Origin of the sequence: Pseudomonas sp. NBRC 111127 (assembly GCF_001320345.1) — a bacterium.
In the GTDB taxonomy this organism is placed as follows: domain Bacteria; phylum Pseudomonadota; class Gammaproteobacteria; order Pseudomonadales; family Pseudomonadaceae; genus Aquipseudomonas; species Aquipseudomonas juntendi.
Map to the genome: position 1 here is coordinate 1 of NZ_BCBD01000119.1, position 16,682 is coordinate 16,682.

At 64.1% G+C, this 16,682-nt stretch carries 17 protein-coding genes; 6 read left to right on the forward strand and 11 right to left on the reverse strand.

Annotated elements, in window-relative coordinates; translation table 11 throughout:
- The coding region (locus APH30_RS19465; RefSeq protein ID WP_256222088.1) for a thiamine pyrophosphate-binding protein at positions 1-539 on the reverse strand (539 nt) is incomplete at its 3' end.
- A 184-nt stretch (positions 540-723) separates the two neighbouring features.
- Here APH30_RS19465 and APH30_RS19470 point away from each other — a divergent pair.
- The 4 genes from APH30_RS19470 to APH30_RS19485 all read left to right on the forward strand — a co-directional run bounded on the left by APH30_RS19470 (position 724) and on the right by APH30_RS19485 (position 5,093).
- Positions 724-1,605, forward strand: coding sequence for a LysR family transcriptional regulator (locus tag APH30_RS19470; RefSeq protein WP_009682269.1), 882 nt, complete (start codon positions 724-726; stop codon positions 1,603-1,605).
- Positions 1,606-1,724: 119 nt separating this feature from the next.
- Positions 1,725-2,909: an MFS transporter gene (locus APH30_RS19475; RefSeq protein ID WP_082416217.1), complete on the forward strand. Its 1,185-nt coding sequence runs from the start codon at positions 1,725-1,727 to the stop codon at positions 2,907-2,909.
- Positions 2,910-3,043: 134 nt separating this feature from the next.
- The gene (locus tag APH30_RS19480) at positions 3,044-4,039 is read left to right on the forward strand and encodes an aldo/keto reductase (RefSeq protein ID WP_054913491.1); all 996 of its coding nucleotides are present in this window, start codon (positions 3,044-3,046) and stop codon (positions 4,037-4,039) included.
- Positions 4,040-4,136: 97 nt separating this feature from the next.
- Positions 4,137-5,093 (forward strand): endonuclease, encoded by a 957-nt coding sequence (locus APH30_RS19485; protein WP_054913492.1) that lies wholly within the window; start codon positions 4,137-4,139, stop codon positions 5,091-5,093.
- Between the two features lie 15 nt (positions 5,094-5,108).
- On the opposite strand, the gene APH30_RS19490 is transcribed toward APH30_RS19485, so the two are convergent.
- The 8 genes from APH30_RS19490 to APH30_RS19525 form a co-directional block, all read right to left on the reverse strand.
- On the reverse strand, positions 5,109-6,071 hold the full coding sequence (locus APH30_RS19490; RefSeq protein ID WP_054913493.1) for a D-glycerate dehydrogenase: 963 nt from the start codon (positions 6,069-6,071) through the stop codon (positions 5,109-5,111).
- 11 nt (positions 6,072-6,082) lie between these two features.
- Entirely contained in the window at positions 6,083-7,375 is a 1,293-nt protein-coding gene (locus APH30_RS19495; RefSeq protein WP_009682274.1) for an MFS transporter, read from the reverse strand.
- A gap of 58 nt (positions 7,376-7,433) precedes the next feature.
- On the reverse strand, positions 7,434-8,384 hold the full coding sequence (locus APH30_RS19500) for a sugar kinase (RefSeq protein WP_054913494.1): 951 nt from the start codon (positions 8,382-8,384) through the stop codon (positions 7,434-7,436).
- On the reverse strand, positions 8,377-9,156 hold the full coding sequence (locus APH30_RS19505) for a sugar phosphate isomerase/epimerase (RefSeq protein WP_054913495.1): 780 nt from the start codon (positions 9,154-9,156) through the stop codon (positions 8,377-8,379). The genes APH30_RS19500 and APH30_RS19505 overlap by 8 nt, the downstream gene beginning before the upstream one ends.
- Positions 9,157-9,223: 67 nt before the next feature.
- Positions 9,224-10,243: a LacI family DNA-binding transcriptional regulator gene (locus APH30_RS19510; protein WP_054913496.1), complete on the reverse strand. Its 1,020-nt coding sequence runs from the start codon at positions 10,241-10,243 to the stop codon at positions 9,224-9,226.
- Positions 10,244-10,409: 166 nt separating this feature from the next.
- Positions 10,410-11,657, reverse strand: a complete 1,248-nt coding sequence (locus APH30_RS19515; protein WP_054913497.1) for a cytochrome c — start codon at positions 11,655-11,657, stop codon at positions 10,410-10,412.
- 12 nt (positions 11,658-11,669) lie between these two features.
- Positions 11,670-13,454, reverse strand: coding sequence for a GMC family oxidoreductase (locus tag APH30_RS19520; protein WP_009682279.1), 1,785 nt, complete (start codon positions 13,452-13,454; stop codon positions 11,670-11,672).
- Between the two features lie 3 nt (positions 13,455-13,457).
- Complete coding sequence (locus APH30_RS19525) at positions 13,458-14,198, reverse strand: gluconate 2-dehydrogenase subunit 3 family protein (protein WP_009682280.1); 741 nt, start codon at positions 14,196-14,198, stop codon at positions 13,458-13,460.
- 221 nt (positions 14,199-14,419) lie between these two features.
- Between APH30_RS19525 and alkB the strand changes: the two genes are divergently transcribed.
- Positions 14,420-15,067: a DNA oxidative demethylase AlkB gene (gene alkB, locus APH30_RS19530; protein ID WP_029885117.1), complete on the forward strand. Its 648-nt coding sequence runs from the start codon at positions 14,420-14,422 to the stop codon at positions 15,065-15,067.
- A gap of 150 nt (positions 15,068-15,217) precedes the next feature.
- Entirely contained in the window at positions 15,218-15,505 is a 288-nt protein-coding gene (locus APH30_RS19535; RefSeq protein WP_054913498.1) for a hypothetical protein, read from the forward strand.
- A 74-nt stretch (positions 15,506-15,579) separates the two neighbouring features.
- Here APH30_RS19535 and APH30_RS19540 read toward each other — a convergent pair whose 3' ends face one another.
- Together APH30_RS19540 and APH30_RS19545 are read right to left on the reverse strand one after the other, a co-directional pair.
- Positions 15,580-15,840, reverse strand: coding sequence for a DUF1652 domain-containing protein (locus tag APH30_RS19540; RefSeq protein WP_054913499.1), 261 nt, complete (start codon positions 15,838-15,840; stop codon positions 15,580-15,582).
- A 244-nt stretch (positions 15,841-16,084) separates the two neighbouring features.
- The coding region (locus APH30_RS19545; protein WP_054913501.1) for a pirin family protein at positions 16,085-16,682 on the reverse strand (598 nt) is incomplete at its 5' end.

The following is a 16,682-nucleotide window of genomic DNA, read 5'->3' on the forward strand; positions in this document are numbered from 1 at the left end:
GGGCGGCGGTGCAGGCTGCGCGGGATCGGCAGCGCGTCGGTCTGCTCGGCGGCGATGTCTTCCGGCAGTTCCAGGTGCACGGCACCCGGCTTTTCTTCTTCAGCCAGGCGGAAGGCTTCACGCATGCGCGAAGGGATGTTGTCGGCCGAAGCGAACTGGTGGGTGTACTTGGTGATGGGGTCCATCATGCCGCACACGTCGATGATCTGGAAGCGGCCCTGCTTGGACTTCTTGATCGGCTTCTGACCGGTGATCATCATCATCGGCATGCCGCCCAGGTAGGCATAGGCGCTGGCCGTTACCAGGTTGGTGGCACCCGGGCCGAGGGTCGACAGGCTGACGCCGGTCTTGCCGGTCAGGCGACCGTAGGTAGCCGCCATGAAGCCTGCAGACTGCTCGTGACGGGTCAGTACCAGTTTGATCTTCGACTTGCGCAGGGATTCGAGCAGGTCGAGGTTTTCCTCACCAGGAATGCCGAATACATACTCGACACCTTCGTTTTCCAGACATTGCACAACGACATCGGCGGCCTTGGCCATTTAGGGTACTACCTCAAAATCTTTGGGGGATTGCAGCGAGATCGGCTGCGTGACTGAGATGTTGCAGGATGTCTCAGTGCCGCGCATCGTAGGCCCTCTGGTTAATAATAATAAATATATTGTTATGATGCGTGGCATCACAGTTCGTTATAAATGCAATGACTACGAAAGGTCGTACGCCCCAATGAACCTCAAGGCACTGCGTTGCTGCGTCGAAATCGTCCGGCAAGGGAGCTTCACCAAAGCAGCGCAACACCTGCACATAGCCCAGCCTGCGTTGAGCATGGCGGTTACCCGGCTGGAGGAAGAGCTGGGCGTGACCCTGTTCAACCGCACCACCCGCAAGGTGCTGCTCACGGCCGAAGGCGAGCAGTTCCTGCCACGCATTGCCTCGGCCCTGCGCGAAATGGATGTGGCCCGGCAGGAGCTGCGCGACATGGCTGACCTCAAGCGCGGCGAAGTGCGCCTGGGTATCCCGCCAATGTTCGGCCTGCACTATGTGCCAGGCTTGATGAACGCGTTCCGTCAGTCGTACCCCGGTATCGCCATGACCGTGTTCGAGGGCAGCGCCGCCGACATCGGCCAGCGCCTCGAACAACGGGAAATCGACCTGGCGTTGCTGGAATCGCGGCGCGTACCGCAGGACAAGGAGTCGATCCTGCTGGGCAGCGACGAGATGCTGGCGTGCATGCACCCCGACCACCCTTATGCCGGCAAGGCATTTCTCACCGCCGAAGACCTGCGCAATACCGACATGGTGGTATTCGACCGGACCTTCGTGCAGCGCCACCTGCTGGACGCATTTTTCGCCGAACACGGCATTACCTACCAAGTGGCCCTGCAGAGCAATTTCGTCTCGCTGGTGGTGCAGGCAGCACTGGACAACATGGGCGTGGCCACCCTGCTGCGCTCGGTGCAGCAGCGTACACCGGGCATTGTCGGCGTACCCTTCCGCCCGGCACAGCAGATGAGCTTCAGGTTGTGCTGGCGTTCAGGGGAATACCTGTCGCTGGCCAGCAAACGCTTCATCGATTTCGCCGCACAAACCCATTACCTGGAGCGCTGATCAGCGCCTGGCCCCTGGTTTGAGCGGCGGCGCTGCCTCGACGTTGCGCCCACCGATTGACTATCATCCCACCTTGAACGTTTCAGCATGTTTCAATACAGGCCCAACAAGGGATTCAGATGTCAGTTCAGCAACTCCCCCCGCCGCCCAGCAAAAGCGCCGTCGCCAAGATGGAAGCCGCCATGGCGCTGGGCAGCTTCGCCATCGGTACCGGTGAATTTTCCATCATGGGCCTGATGCCCGACATTGCCAGCAACCTGCAGTTGAGCGAACCGCAAGTGGGCCACGCCATCAGTGCCTATGCGCTGGGGGTCATGGTCGGTGCGCCGACCCTGGCGATTCTGGGCGCCAAACTGCTGCGCAAGCACATGCTGCTGCTGTTGATGCTGCTGTATGCGCTGGGCAACCTGGCCACCGCCCTCGCCCCTTCCTTCAGCGGCCTGGTGGCTTTCCGCTTCATCAGCGGCCTGCCCCACGGTGCCTATTTCGGCATCGCCGCGGTGGTGGCCTCGAGCATGGTTGCCAAGGACCAGCGTGCGGGGGCCGTGGCCCGGGTGATGCTGGGCCTGACGCTGGCCATGCTGCTAGGCAACCCTGTAGCCACCTTCCTCGGCCAGTACTTTGGCTGGCGCTCGGCGTTCGTGCTGGTCGGCGTGATCGCCCTGTGCACCATTGTCCTGGTCTGGCTCTTCGTGCCCCAGCCGCACGATGAGGTGCGCAGCGACCCACGCAAGGAACTGCGCGCCTTTGCCCTGCCGCAAGTGTGGATGGCACTGGGCATCGCGGCCATTGGCTTTGCCGGCATGTTCTGCGTATTCAGCTACCTGGCGCCGACCATGCTGCAGGTGACCCAGGTCGCGCCGCAGTGGATTCCGTTCGGCCTGGCGGCCTTCGGTGTGGGCGGTATCGTTGGCAACATTGCAGGCGGCAAGCTGTTCGACCGGTTGCAGTTCCGTGCGGTGGGGGTGGTGTTGGTATGGTCGATCGCCGTGCTGCTGTTCTTCACCGTCGCCGCGCAGGCGCTCTGGAGCCTGCTGCTGGGCATCGGCCTGGTGGGCACCATGATCGCCCTGGCGGCACCGTTGCAGATCCGCTTGATGGACATTGCCCATGAAGCGCCAAGCCTGGCCGCAGCGTCGAACCATGCCGCCTTCAACCTGGCCAATGCACTGGGGCCTTGGCTGGGCGGTATGGCGATTACCGCCGGCATGGGCTGGACCAGCACCGGCTACATCGGCGCGGCGACCGCGCTGGTCGGGCTGGGCATCTACCTGCTCGCCCGGCGGATGCGTGGCGGGCATTGACCCGGCAGCGGTGCTGGGCAGGGGTAGGTTCAGCGTCACACGGCGTTCGATGAACCTCCCCCCATTGCTGAACTCACTACCATCAGCACCAGCCGCAGGCTGGGTTCATCCCTTCCCCTTCCAAGGAGATCACGATGCAATACGTAAAGCTGGGTAGCACCGGCCTGGATATTTCCAGGCTGTGCCTGGGTTGCATGACGTTCGGCGATCCGGATGCCGGCACCCACCCCTGGACCTTGGGCGAAGAGGCCAGCCGGCCGATCATTCGCCATGCCGTCGAGCAAGGCATCAACTTCTTCGACACTGCCAACAGCTACTCTGCCGGCACGTCGGAAGTGATCGTCGGCAAACTGCTGAAGGCCTTCATGCGCCGTGAAGAAACGGTCATCGCCACCAAGGTGTTCTACCCACCGAACATGGGGCAAGGCACCCACCGGCCCAATGAACAGGGCTTGTCCCGCAAGGCGATCATGGCCAGCATCGACGCCAGCCTCACGCGCCTGGGCACCGACTATGTGGACCTGTACCAGATTCACCGCTGGGACTACCACACGCCCATCGAGGAAACCATGGAAGCCCTGCACGACGTGGTCAAGGCTGGCAAGGCGCGCTACATCGGCGCTTCGTCGATGTATGCCTGGCAGTTCGCCAAGGCTCAGCAGGTGGCGGCCAGCAACGGCTGGAGCCGCTTCGTTTCGATGCAGAACCACCTCAACCTGCTGTACCGCGAAGAAGAACGCGAGATGATCCCGCTGTGCCTGGACCAAGGCGTGGGCTTGTTGCCCTGGAGCCCGATGGCCCGCGGCCGCCTCACGCGCCCCAACGGCCAGCAGACCGACCGCACCCGTAGCGACCTGTCCGGGCAGTCGTTCTATAAAGATACCGAGGTCGAAGATGGCCGGGTCATCGATGTCGTCGAGCAGATTGCCGGCGAACGGGGGGTGCCAATGGCCCAGGTCGCGCTGGCATGGGTGTTGGGCAAAAACGGCGTAAGCGCACCGATCGTCGGCGCCTCCAAACCCGCCCATCTGGATGATGCGCTGGCCGCGCTGTCGGTGCAGCTCAGTGCCGATGAAGTGGCACGGCTGCAGGCGCCGTATATCCCGCACGCGGTGGCAGGCTTCAAGTAGCGTGGGCCTTTGCCAGCTCGCCGGGTATGCCCGGCGTGCTGGCCAATGACGATGAAAGTATTACAATGCGCGTCCTCGCATTTGAATATTTTCTCTTATGAAATCACTGCTTTATGCCGTAACTCTACTATTTTCCTTTAGCTTGCCCGCGTGGGCCACACCCCCTGCCACCTTCACCGAGGCCAAGGTCGTGGCCAAGCAGAAGGTGTACTTGGACCAAGCCAGCAGTGCCATGGGCGACCTGTATTGCGGCTGCAAATGGACCTGGGTCGGCAAGTCCGGTGGGCGGGTCGATGCGGCGTCGTGCGGCTATCAGACGCGCAAGCAGCAAAATCGCGCCGAGCGCACCGAATGGGAACACATCGTGCCGGCCTATACCTTCGGCAACCAGCGCCAATGCTGGAAGAACGGTGGGCGCGAGCATTGTGTGGACAGCGACCCGGTGTTCCGCGCCATGGAGGCCGACCTGTTCAACCTGTACCCGGCCGTGGGTGAGGTCAATGGCGACCGCAGCAACTTCAACTACGGCATGGTCAGCGGCAACGCCGGCGAATACGGCCAGTGCACCACCAAGGTGGATTTCGCCCAGCGCGCCGCCGAGCCCCGTGACGAAGTCAAAGGCCTGGTGGCCCGCACCACGTTCTACATGTACGACCGCTATCGCCTGAACATGTCGCGCCAGCAGCAACAAGTGCTGATGGCCTGGGACAAGCAGTACCCGGTGTCAGCGTGGGAAAAGGAGCGCGACCGCCGCATCGCCGCGATCATGGGGCATGCCAACCCTTTCGTCAGCGGCCAGCGCAAGTGGACGGCTGATTACAAACCCAGCGGGGTTGGCGTGGCGCAAGCGGCGCCCGCCCAGGCACCAGGCAAGCCGGGCCAGGCCAATGCCGGGGCGCCGGGTTCGGTGCTGGGCAACCGCAACAGCCACGTCTACCACCTGGCAGTGGGCTGCCCCGGCTACACCCAGGTAGCGGCCAAGAACCAGGTCAGTTTCGCCAATGAAGGTGAGGCGCAGGCGGCAGGTTACCGCAAGGCCGGTAACTGCCGCTGACGGCGCCGCCTGTGATCAGCCGTTGACCAGGTTCGCAGGCCGCTCCCCCGCCAGCGCGCTGAGCAGGTTGTCCACTGCACAGCGCGCCATGGCCTGGCGGGTTTCCTGGGTCGCAGAGCCGATGTGCGGGGTTGCTACCACGTTGTCCAACTGCAGCAGTGGCGAGTCAACCGGCAACGGCTCCTGCACGAACACATCCAGCCCTGCGCCACGGATACGCCTGGCGCGCAACGCGTCGATCAGCGCAGCCTCGTCCACCACCCGCCCGCGGGAAATGTTCACCAGAATCGCCTCGGGCTTCATCAACCCCAGCTCACGCGCACCGATCAGCCCTTCAGTACTGGCACTGAGCGGCACCGTCAGGCAGACGAAGTCCGCTTGCTGCAATAGCGCGTCCAGGCTGCACTGGCGCGCAGCGTGGCGCGCTTCTACGTCGGGCTTGGCGCGTTGGCTGTGGTACAGCACGCGCATGCCAAAGCCTGCGGCAGCACGCCGGGCCAACGCTTCGCCAATGCGGCCCATGCCGACGATGCCCAGCGTCTTGCCATGCACATCACAGCCAAAATGCGCCGGCCCCAGGTTGGCCTGCCAATGGCCTTCACGCACCCAGTTGGCCAGCTCCACCACCCGCCTGGCGGTCGCCAGGATCAGGGCGAAACCGGTGTCCGCCGTGGTTTCGGTCAGCACGTCCGGGGTATTGGTCAGCATCACGCCACGGCGGCTGAGCTGCGCAACGTCGTAGTTGTCCACCCCGACCGAAACGCTGGACACGACCTCCAGCTGCGGCGCCAAATCGAGCAGGCTGGCGTCCAGGCGCAGGCTGGCGCCCAGCAACCCGTGCGCCCCTGGCAAGGCATCGCGCAGGCGCGCCAGGCCATCGGGCTGGGCAATGTCCACCCAGGTCACGTCCACCTGGGCGTGCAGGCGCGCCATCAGGTCATCGGAAAGGCGCTTGTACAAGACGATTCGTTTTTTCATTGCAGTCATTCCTAAGGGTTCAGCGCCAGGCGCGTGCCATTGCGTTTGGCCCGGCCGGAGGTCTGGGAGGTATTGAGGGCGGCCGTCAGCGCCACGGCAGTCAGCAGCGCACCGCACATGAACAGGTACGAGGCGCCAGGCCCACCCGTGGCGCCATTGAGGTAGCCCACCAGCCAGGAGCCGCCGAAAGAGCCCAGCGCCCCCATGCTGTTGATCAGCGCCATGGCACCCCCGGCAACATTGGCCGGCAGTATCTCGGGCACGATGGCGAAGAACGGGCCATAGGGCGCGTACATGCAGGCGCCAGCGACCACCAGCAGCGCGTACGACCACCAGAAGTGATCGGTACCCAGGGCATAAGAGCCATAGAACGCCACGGCAGCGATCAGCAGCGGCGGCCACACGAAGCGCTTGCGCTTTTGCACGCGGTCAGACGCCCAGGACACGCCCACCATGGCCACTACCGCCGCCAGGTAGGGCACCGAGGCCAACCAGCCGGCCTGCACAATGTCGACGTTGGCCGCCTGCTTGAGGATCGACGGCAACCACAGCACGAAGCCGTACACGCCAATGCTCCAGCAGAAGTACTGCAGCGCCAGGATGATCACCTGCGGCGAGCGGAATGCCTCGCGGTAGTTCTTGACCGGCTTGATGCCCTGCTGCTCGGCCGCCAGCGCCTGTTGCAAGTCTGCTTTTTCCTGGGCGCTCAGCCAACTGACCTGGGCTGGGCGGTCATCCACCAGGCGCCACCAGAAGAACGCCCAGATCACCGCCGGCAGGCCCTCGATGATGAACATCCAGCGCCAGTCGTAATGCTTGATCAGGTAACCCGACACCACCGACATCCACAGGATGGTGACCGGGTTACCGAGCATCAGGAAGGTGTTGGCGCGGGAGCGCTCGGCACGGGTGAACCAGTGGCACAGGTACACCAGCATGGCGGGCATCACTGCGGCCTCGACCACGCCCAGCAGGAAGCGGATGCCGATCAGCATGTAGACATTGCTGACCATCCCGGTAAGCGTGGCCAAACCGCCCCAGAGGATCAGGCAGACGAATATCAGCTTCTTCACGCTGCGTTTTTCAGCGTAGATGGCCCCAGGTACCTGGAAGAAGAAGTAGCCAAGGAAGAACAACGCCCCCAGCAAGGACGACAGCACGGGCGTGATATGCAGGTCTTCGGCCATACCCGAGGCGGCGGCGAAGCCGTAGTTGGCGCGGTCCAGATAAGCCAGGCTGTAGGTGAAGAACACGATCGGGATGATGTACCACCAGCGACGCGGTGCCAGTTTTTGGCTTTGCATGGTCTGTGACTCCTGAGCTTGTTGTTTTTGTGGCAACAGGTGATTCCGGTTAAAGCATTCAGGCACTTCTGCGCAGGTCGTAGGCCTCCAGTTCGTGACGCAGCGGCAGCCCTTCCATGTCGCCGCGCGATTGCACGGCGCGGCTGCCGCACCAGTTGCCTCGCGCCACCGCTTCTGCCACTGGGCGCCCCTCGAGCAGTGCGCTGAGCACGCCCACGGCGAACGCATCACCGGCGCCGACGGTGTCCACCACACGGCTGACGGCTACAGGGGCGACCTGGCCCTCGCCGTTGCCACTGCGCCAGTAGGCTCCGGCGTCGCCCAGCTTGATCACCACCAGTTCCACGCCTTGGTCGAGGTAGAACGCTGCGATATCGGCGGGGCTGTGCTGGCCCGTCAGCAGGCGGCCCTCTTCCAGGCCTGGCAAGACCCAGTCGGCTTTGCTCGCCAGGGCATTGATTTCGCGCACCATGCTGGCCTGGTCCGGCCATAGCGAGGGCCGCAGGTTGGGGTCGAACGAGATGCTGCGCCCGGCTGCACGCATGGCGTCGAGCAGCCCGTGCGACAGTGCCCGGCAGCTTTCCGACAGCGCCGGCGGGATGCCCGTGGCATGCAGGTGGCGCGCTTGCAGCAAGCCAGGTTGCAGCAGCGCAGGCGACAGCCGGCTGGCTGCCGAACCCCGGCGGAAGTATTCGACCGCGGGGTCGCTGCCATCATCGCAACGGGCCTTGAGCTGGAAGCCGGTGGCGCAGTAGCCATCCACTTCCACCGCCGAACAGTCGAGGCCTTCACGGCGCAGGCTGTCGAGCACGAAGCGCCCCAGCGAGTCATCACCTACCCGGCTCAGCCAGCGTACCTTGAAGCCCAGCCGTGCAAGGCCGATGGCCACGTTACTGTCCGCGCCGGCGATACGCTTGCCGAACTGCCCGACACTGGCCAGGTCGCCGCAGTGCTCGGCGACGAACATGGCCATGGTTTCGCCAAAGCACAGCACGTCATGCTCATGCATGGGCCACCTCCTGGTCAGCACCCAGCCGCGACAGGCTGTGCACCTGGGCCCGGGTCAGGGCCAACAGGTCGTCGCCGGCCAGGGGATACTCGACGGCGCGTACCACCCCAGGGGCGAATTCGGCCAGTTGCTCGGCCCAGGCGCGCAGGTCTGATGCTTGCGGCGGCACGGCGACCAGGCGGCCGTCGGCACGGCGCTGTACGCCCTTGCAATGCACATAGCGCACCCACCGGCCAAGGCGCCGGGCAGCGTGCAACGCCACCTCGCCCTGCCAGTGCCAATTACCGATATCGAACGTCATGCCCAGGTTCAGGCCGCATGCATCGGCCTGCTCGAAGAAGCGCTGCAGGGGCTCGATTCTGCCGCCTTGCAGGGTCTGGTCGTTTTCCACCAACAGCAACGGCCCCTGCGCTGGCAGCAGCGCCGCCAAGGCCGAAAGGTCGCAGTGTTCATCGAAATGGCCTAGGGACACTTTCAGCGCCACTGCGCCCAGGGCCCGCGCGGTGTCCAGTTTGTGCACCAGCGAAGGGTCGGGCACGCCCTGCGCCGTCCACAGCTCCAGAGGGGTCGAATACAGGCACTCCATGCCCAACCCGGCAATCACGGCACCCAGTGCCGCGGCATCGGGTGCACTGGCGAACAATTCTTCACGCAACTCCACCCGGCTGACGCCTGCGGCGGCCAAAAGGTCGAGAAACTGCTCCTGGCCACGTTGCCGGACAAAGTCGGCGCCATAGCTGGAGAGGCTGATGGAAACGGGGTTCGGGTACATTGTTTTTATCCTTTTGAAACCGGTTTCATTTTTATACGGCAGCGTCAGGCACAAGGCCTGCCGCTGCTTACTGGGGTCGGGTCGAGCCGCGGATGAACAGGTTGGCCTTGAATTCGATGCGTCGTGCGGCTGCGCCATCGCCGCGAAGCCGGCCGAGCAGGCTTTCGAAGGCTGCTACGCCGATGCGTTCGGTAGGCTGGGCCAATGCCGTGATGCCAGTGCCGACCAGGGGGTACCAGTCCAGATCGTCGAGTGCGACCAGGCCGACATCGGCAAACAGATTGCACCCGGCGTCATGCAGGGCCCGGGTCACGGCCAGGGTGGCAACACCGTTGCAGGTAAAAATGGCTTGCGGGCCATGACCCCGGTCAGCCAGGAACGCGGCCAACCGCCCTGCCAGGCCAGCGCCGGTTTCCAGCACCTGCTGGCGCATGCCGGGGCGGCGGCTGACCGAGGCCCCGAACGCCTGCACCCGCTCCAGGCGCGAGCTGGTGCCATCGAGCGGCTCGCTCACCGCCAGGATATCCCGGTAGCCGCGTGCCTGCAGGTGGTCCAGGGCCTGCTCGACGGCGTCGGCATTATCCAGGCCGACCAGGTCGGCATTCAGTTCAGGGAGTTGACGGTCGACCAGCACCATGGGCAGGTCGCGCTGGAGGTTGAGCAGTTCGCCAGGGTGGTGCCCCAGCGTGTTCACGATCAGGCCTTCGACGTTGTAGCTCTGCAGGGCGACCAGGTGGTGGCGCTCCTGGTCGTCGTCACGGTTGGTGTTGCACACTACCAGGCTGTAGCCATGCTGGCGGCAGGCGGTTTCCACGCCATGCATCACGGCTACGGAATAGGGGTTGAGAATATCGGCAACCAGCATGCCGATCAGGCGCGTCTGCCCGCGCTTGAGGCCACGGGCCATCTGGTTGGGGCGGTAGCCAAGGCGTTCGATGACCTCGGCCAGGCGCTTGGCGGTGGCGTCGGCCAGCAACTGGCGATCGCCACCGATGTAGCGCGAGACCGTGGCTTTGGAAACGCCAGCGACTCGCGCGACTTCGCTGATGGTGACCCGTTCGCGGGCATGGGCAGGCGCGTCGGTCATGGGTGTCCTTATGATTATTAGGTGGACGATGAAACCGGTTTCAATACACCAAAACTTGGTGCTTTCGTCAATATGCCGTTGGTCGGCCGAAGCGACCGGGCTGGCCAGCCGGGCAAGGCCAGGTTCGGCGACACAATGCCTTCGCCGAACCTGAGGCAACCCCCTCTCAGCGCAATGCCTTCACATCCGCGGCGGTAACCGCCCCCGCCTGGTTACCCCAGCTGGTCCTGATGAAGTTCACCACCTCGGCAACTTCCTGGTCGCTCAGGCGCCAGCCAAACGCTGGCATGGTGAAGTTCGACGGTGCGGTGTGCGTCGCCGGCACCGTGCCGCCTGCCAGCACCACATGGATCAGCGAGGTGGCGTCCGCCGTCTGCACCACCGGGTTGCCGGCCAGGGCCGGGAACACACGGGTGTAGCCCTGGCCATCGGTTCGGTGGCAAGCGGCACAGTTGTCGATGTACACCGCAGCGCCAGGCTTGCTGTCGTCACCGCGCCACAGGGCATCGGCCACCTGCTTGTCGTAGACATGCGGCTGGTCGTTCGGGTCGCTGGGCGGCAGGGTCTTCAGGTAACGGGCAATCGCCGTCAGGTCGGCATCGGTCATGTACTGCATGCTGTGCTCGACCACGTCGCTCATGCCGCCGAACACCGCACTGCGGTCACTGCGCCCGGTCTTGAGAAACTGCACCAGCTCGGCTTCGCTCCAACTGCCCAGGCCGTCCTTGTGATCGCCCCGCAGGTTCTTGGCGATCCAGCCCTCCAATGGCGCGCTGCCGGCAAGGAACTGCTTGCCCTCGGCCGGGCTCAGCGCCTTTTCCTGCATGGTCAGCGCCCGCGGAGTGTGGCAGGCACCGCAATGCCCCAGGCCTTCGACCAGGTACGCGCCACGGTCGACCACCGGGTCAGCCGCTGCCGAGGCTTGCCAGGGCGTTGCCGCAGGCGCGAACAGGCCACGCCAGATGGCCAACGGCCAACGCATGCTCAGCGGCCAGGGAATATCGGTAGCCTGGTTGGGCTGCTCCACCGGCTCGACGCCCTTCATGAAATAGGCGTACAGCGCCTGCATGTCCTGCTCGGTGATCCGCGCGTACGAAGGGTATGGCATGGCCGGGTACAGGGTGCTGCCGTCCTTGCCGATGCCTTTGCGTACAGCCTGGTCGAAGTCTTCGAAGCTGTAATGGCCAATGCCACTGGCGGACGGGGTGATATTGGTGGAGTACACCGTGCCGATAGGTGTTTGCATCGGCAGGCCACCGGCGAAGGGCTTGCCCCCCTTGGCGGTGTGGCAGGCCACACAGTCACCGGCGCGGGCCAGGTATTCACCCTGGCGCACCTGCGCATCCTCAGCGGCAACGGCCTGGCCAGCCACGCCGGCGCCCAGTAGCAGGGTTGCGATCAACATTGTCTTCATGCTCATCGCTCCTCAAGCCTGGACCAGCGGGCCGGGGTTTTTCAGGTACTGCTCACGAATGGCCCGAGCCGACCAGTAGGTCAGCGCCGCCACCAGCCCGGTGGGGTTGTAACCCAGCCCCTGGGGGAATGCAGACGCCCCCGGAACGAACACATTGTGTACATCCCAGCACTGCAGGTAACGGTTGAGCGCGCTGGTTTTCGGGTCGGTGCCCATTATCGCGCCGCCGTTGAGGTGGGTGGTCTGGTAGCTGGCGGTGTTGAAGTGGTCCTTGACCTTCTTGCCCAGCACGGCAATGGCCTTGGGGTTCATCGCCTGGGCAATCTTGCTCAGCTTGTCGACCATGAACTGGTTCATCCTGATGTCGTTTTCCTGCCAGTCGAAGGTCATGCGCAACAGTGGCTGGCCGTAGGCGTCCCGGTAGGTCGGGTCCAGGTCCAAATAATTGCCACGGTAGGACTGGTGGGCACCGTGGGCGTCCATCGACACCTGATGGGTGTAATAGTCGGCCGTGGCCTTCTTCCAGGCGCTGCCCCAGGCCGGGGTGCCAGGTGGGTTGGCAGTACCGGCGATGGGCCGGCTGCCAGCCTGGTTCACCCACATTGGCGAGCCACCGACGAAGCCGTGCGGGCCATGGTCGAAGTTGTCGGCGTTGAAGTCATCGATGGCAATGCCATTGCCACCGGCGCCGATGAAGTTGTTGGTGTAGGTGTCCTTGTCGAAGAACGCCTTGACCGTGCCCATGTTCTGGTAGGCAAAGTTGCGCCCGACCACACCCTCGTTGCTCACCGGGTCGTAGGGTTTGCCGATACCGGAAAGCAGCATCAAGCGCACGTTGTTGAACTGGAACGCCGCCAGGATCACCAGGTCGGCCGGCTGCTCCACCTCGCGCCCCTGGGCGTCGATGTAGGTCACGCCGGTCGCCTTGCGCTTGCTGTCGTCCAGGTTCACCCGCAGCACATGGGCGTTGGCCCGCAACTCGAAATTCGGCACTTGGCGCAGCGCTGGCAGAATATTCACATTCGGCGATGCCTTGGAATACATGTAGCACACGTAGCCGCTGCAGAAACCACAGAAGTTGCATGGCCCCATCTGCGCACCGTAGGGGTTGGTGTAAGGCCCTGACGTGTTGGCCGAGGGCAGGTTGTAGGGCTTGTAGCCCAGGCTGCTGGCGGCCTTTTCGAACAACCTGGCCGACACCACGTTCTTCTGCGCCGGCAGCGGGAAGGGGTTGGAACGGTCGGGTGCATAAGGGTTGCCACCCCGCCCCTCACCTACCAGCTGGCCCTTGACCGTCCAGGCTTGGCCGGACGTGCCGAACACTTTCTCGGCAAAGTCGAAATACGGTTCCAGCTCTTCGTAGCTGACGCCGAAGTCCTGGATCGTCATGCCCTCGGGGATGAACTTGCGCCCGTAGCGCTCCTCGTAATGGCTGCGCAGGCGCAACTCGACCGGGTCTACCCGGAAATGCACACCCGACCAGTGCAAGCCTGCCCCACCCACGCCCTTGCCAGGCAGGAAGGCGCCCAGTTGGCGGTTGGGCAGTGCTACGTCGTTCACGCTATGGCGAATGGTGACGGTTTCTTTCGACACGTCGACGAACAGCTTCTTGCGCACGCTGTAGGTCAGCTCGTCGATTACCTGCGGGTAGCTACCCTCCGGGTAGGTGTCCTGCATCGGCCCACGCTCCAGGGCCACCACCTGCAGGCCGGCTTCGGTCAACTCCTTGGCCATGATCGCACCCGACCAGCCAAAACCGACAATGACGGCATCCACCTTTTTCAAAACAGTCGCCATGCCTCAGGCCCTCTCGCCGCGGATCGATACAGCCGGGAACGGGTACGGCTCGTTGCGCTCCACCCAGTCCATGAAGTCGGCGCGCGCGCCCGGGAAGCCGATCTGGGTCCAGCCGACCATGCCCTTGTTGCCGCCATGAATCGGGTCACAGAAGAACCCCTCACGGGTGTTCTGCACCAGCAGGCTGAAGAATACCGTGGCCGGTACTGCCTCGAATGCCAGCTCACCCGCCTCGACTTTGCCGAGTATCCGGTCCTGGGTAGCGCTGTCTTGGGCAGCGAACACTTGCCCACTGTTGGCCTTGCACCAGCCATCCACTGCGGCGATGCCCAGGCGGTAGATCTGCTGCGGGTTCAACTGCAGTTGATAGCCCAGTTCGGGTGGGGCGTCGGCGTTGAACGGGCCTTGCATGTACCACTGAGCCCCGGTCGCGTAGGGGGTATTCATCTGCCGGTCTATGAACTCGGCGGCCCCGGCTTCGAGCGCACCGGGCCCGAGGGCATCGGCAGGGATGATGCGCGCTACGGCGGCCTGCACGAAGGCCCATTCCTCGGCACTGAAGAAGGTTGGCTGGTACGTGCCCGCCGGTGGCGCTGCCGGCACCTTCGGTTCCTGCTGCGGCGCGGCCAGCAGTTGGCTGGCACCTGCCCCGAGCCCGGTGCTGGCGACGGTCACCACGGGGATCAAGGTCAAGGTCTTGCGCAGAAAGTCCCTGCGCGGGTTGTCGGGAGCATGCTCGGGCATGGTGAATCCTCATCGGCTGCGGGCGGCCTTATAAGCGCCATCTGGTGTTGTGCGGGCGAGTCTTGTGGGGCCTTCAGAAAGACAGCCGAGTAATCTAGCGCGTTCAGAAATCTTTTGAAACCGGTTTCAGTCTTGACATTGCGACCAGGGGTATTGACCCGCGCATAGGCCTGGGCGACGAAGCCCATTACAATGGGCCTACCCCATTCGATACCCAGGCCATGATTCAGTCCGACCTCGACCTGTTCGGCCCTCAGCCACAACGCCTGGCAAGCGAAACCGTGCTGTTGCCCGGGTTTGCCCTGGGCGAAGTCGAACCACTGCTCGACGCGTTGCGCCCGGTGCTGCGTGCCGCACCGTTTCGGCACATGCACACGCCCGGCGGGCTGCGCATGGCAGTGGCGCTGAGCAATTGCGGCACATTGGGCTGGGTCAGTGATGCACAGGGTTACCGCTACAGCCGTTCGGACCCGCTTACCGGCCAGCCCTGGCCTGCCTTGCCGCCGATATTGCTCACCCTGGCCAACCGCGCTGCCGCCATGGCCGGTTTCGACGGTTTCACCCCGGACGCCTGCCTGATCAACCACTACCTGCCGGGCACACGTTTGAGCCTGCACCAGGACCGTGACGAGCACGATTTCGGCCAACCGATCGTTTCACTGTCGCTGGGCCTGCCGGCGGTGTTCCTGTTCGGCGGATTGCAGCGGGCCGACAAAACCCAGCGCATTGCCCTCAGCCACGGCGATGTGCTGGTGTGGGGCGGCGAAGACCGCCTGCGCTTTCATGGCGTACTGCCGATCAAGCCCGGCGTGCACCCGCGCATGGGCGAGCGGCGCATCAACCTCACCTTGCGCAAGGCCGGTGGCTAGGCGTTGCCGGGCCTGTGCAACACCGGCATGAAACAGGTTGAACGACTGCCCACCCCAGGGTTCAGAGAATAATTACACTGCCGCCCGCCAGGAGTCCGTCATGCCTTGCCAGACCTGCCGCCCTTGCCGTAATCAACGAGTCGAATCCCTATGAAGATGCCCGGCCGTGCGCCCAATGCCGCGCTGCAACTGGACTACGTTCGCGACACCCTGTTCGGGCCGGTTGCGCAGTCCGTGGAATGCCAGTGCCAACTTGCGCCCTTGAATCTGCAGGGCCGCGCGGCGCTGCGTGTACACATCTGCCCACCGCTCCCGCACAAGGTCGAGCGTGCCCATAGCGTGGCGTTCATGTGGGACGGTCGCAGCTACCATGGGGTCGTTCGCGACAAGGGCAAGTGTGGCGATGGTGGGTTGAACCTGCTGGTGGAACTGCAGTAGGCAATCAACGGCTGGCGACAGCGCGCGGGCCTTCCCCCGCCAGCCAAGGGCTGAGCGGGGTTCGCGCACCCGCATCAGGCGATGGATTTTAGCGGTGCAGGCGGGCGGTCACGCAGGGTATGCAATTGCTCCACCAGGTTCAGCACATCGCGGCAGCTGTTGAGGCTGCGCAATGGCACCCCGCTGAGGGTACAGCACTCATCGAGGCTCTGGCCCTGACCGAGGCGGATGGTCAGGTTGTCACCATCGGTACAGCTGATTTCACAGCGATCCGGCAGGCAAGCATGCTCGATCAACTGCCGCAGCTCGAGCATGGAAACTCCTATCAACGACATGGTACGACCCTCTCGGTGGGATGGCCTGTTGTGAGGAAGTACGCCCTCGTGGGGCTGGGTGCCAATTGATAATGCGCATGCCGCGGCGGGCGTCCATGCGCCGGGGCAATGATGATGCGGGGAATCCTCTAGCACCTTAGTGGAAGATCGCCTGCCGGGATCGGGTGTTCGGTCGCAGCAACGAACTTCACGACGAATGGTTGCGCAGGGCTTCAGTGGGGGCCGGCACCGGCCCCGCGCCCTTCTACTGCTGCAGCTGGCCAAACCGCCCGGCATGGAAGTCGTCGAACGACTCGGCAATCTCCGCCTGGCTGTTCATCACGAACGGGCCGTAACCCACAATCGGCTCGTCGATCGGCTCACCGCTGAGCAGCAACACGCTGGCACCTTCGAGCGCTTCGACCCGTACATCCGCCTGCTCGCGGTCGAACAGCACCAGGCTGGACGGCCCGGTTTCGCGCTCACCATTGACCCGCACGCGGCCGCGCAACACCACCAGCGCCGCGTTGCGCCCGGCGGCCACCGGCAACTGCAAGGCAGCGCCGTTGTTCAGGCGCAGGTCCCAGACGTCCATGGCCGTGAAAGTGCGCGCCGGCCCCTGGTGGCCTTGGTAATCCCCGGCTATCACCCGCACACTGCCGGCCCGGTTAGCCAGCGCTACCACGGGGATATCGCTGGCCAGCAGTGTCTGGTAGCCCGCCGCCGCACGTTTGTCGCGAGCGGGCAGGTTGACCCACAGCTGCACCATCTCCAGCATGCCGCCCCGCTCGGCAAAGGCTGGCGAATGGAATTCTTCATGGATGATGCCGTTGGCGGCGGTCATCCATTGCACATCGCCCGGC

What these genes read in the sequence shown, in the direction of transcription:
- APH30_RS19470 (WP_009682269.1), top strand. Translation starts at nt 724, where the DNA reads ATGAACCTCAAGGCACTGCGTTGCTGCGTCGAAATCGTCCGGCAAGGG.
- APH30_RS19475 (WP_082416217.1), top strand. Translation starts at nt 1,725, where the DNA reads ATGTCAGTTCAGCAACTCCCCCCGCCGCCCAGCAAAAGCGCCGTCGCC.
- APH30_RS19480 (WP_054913491.1), top strand. Translation starts at nt 3,044, where the DNA reads ATGCAATACGTAAAGCTGGGTAGCACCGGCCTGGATATTTCCAGGCTG.
- APH30_RS19485 (WP_054913492.1), top strand. Translation starts at nt 4,137, where the DNA reads ATGAAATCACTGCTTTATGCCGTAACTCTACTATTTTCCTTTAGCTTG.
- APH30_RS19490 (WP_054913493.1), bottom strand. Translation starts at nt 6,071, where the DNA reads ATGAAAAAACGAATCGTCTTGTACAAGCGCCTTTCCGATGACCTGATG.
- APH30_RS19495 (WP_009682274.1), bottom strand. Translation starts at nt 7,375, where the DNA reads ATGCAAAGCCAAAAACTGGCACCGCGTCGCTGGTGGTACATCATCCCG.
- APH30_RS19500 (WP_054913494.1), bottom strand. Translation starts at nt 8,384, where the DNA reads ATGCATGAGCATGACGTGCTGTGCTTTGGCGAAACCATGGCCATGTTC.
- APH30_RS19505 (WP_054913495.1), bottom strand. Translation starts at nt 9,156, where the DNA reads ATGTACCCGAACCCCGTTTCCATCAGCCTCTCCAGCTATGGCGCCGAC.
- APH30_RS19510 (WP_054913496.1), bottom strand. Translation starts at nt 10,243, where the DNA reads ATGACCGACGCGCCTGCCCATGCCCGCGAACGGGTCACCATCAGCGAA.
- APH30_RS19515 (WP_054913497.1), bottom strand. Translation starts at nt 11,657, where the DNA reads ATGAAGACAATGTTGATCGCAACCCTGCTACTGGGCGCCGGCGTGGCT.
- APH30_RS19520 (WP_009682279.1), bottom strand. Translation starts at nt 13,454, where the DNA reads ATGGCGACTGTTTTGAAAAAGGTGGATGCCGTCATTGTCGGTTTTGGC.
- APH30_RS19525 (WP_009682280.1), bottom strand. Translation starts at nt 14,198, where the DNA reads ATGCCCGAGCATGCTCCCGACAACCCGCGCAGGGACTTTCTGCGCAAG.
- alkB (WP_029885117.1), top strand. Translation starts at nt 14,420, where the DNA reads ATGATTCAGTCCGACCTCGACCTGTTCGGCCCTCAGCCACAACGCCTG.
- APH30_RS19535 (WP_054913498.1), top strand. Translation starts at nt 15,218, where the DNA reads ATGAAGATGCCCGGCCGTGCGCCCAATGCCGCGCTGCAACTGGACTAC.
- APH30_RS19540 (WP_054913499.1), bottom strand. Translation starts at nt 15,840, where the DNA reads ATGTCGTTGATAGGAGTTTCCATGCTCGAGCTGCGGCAGTTGATCGAG.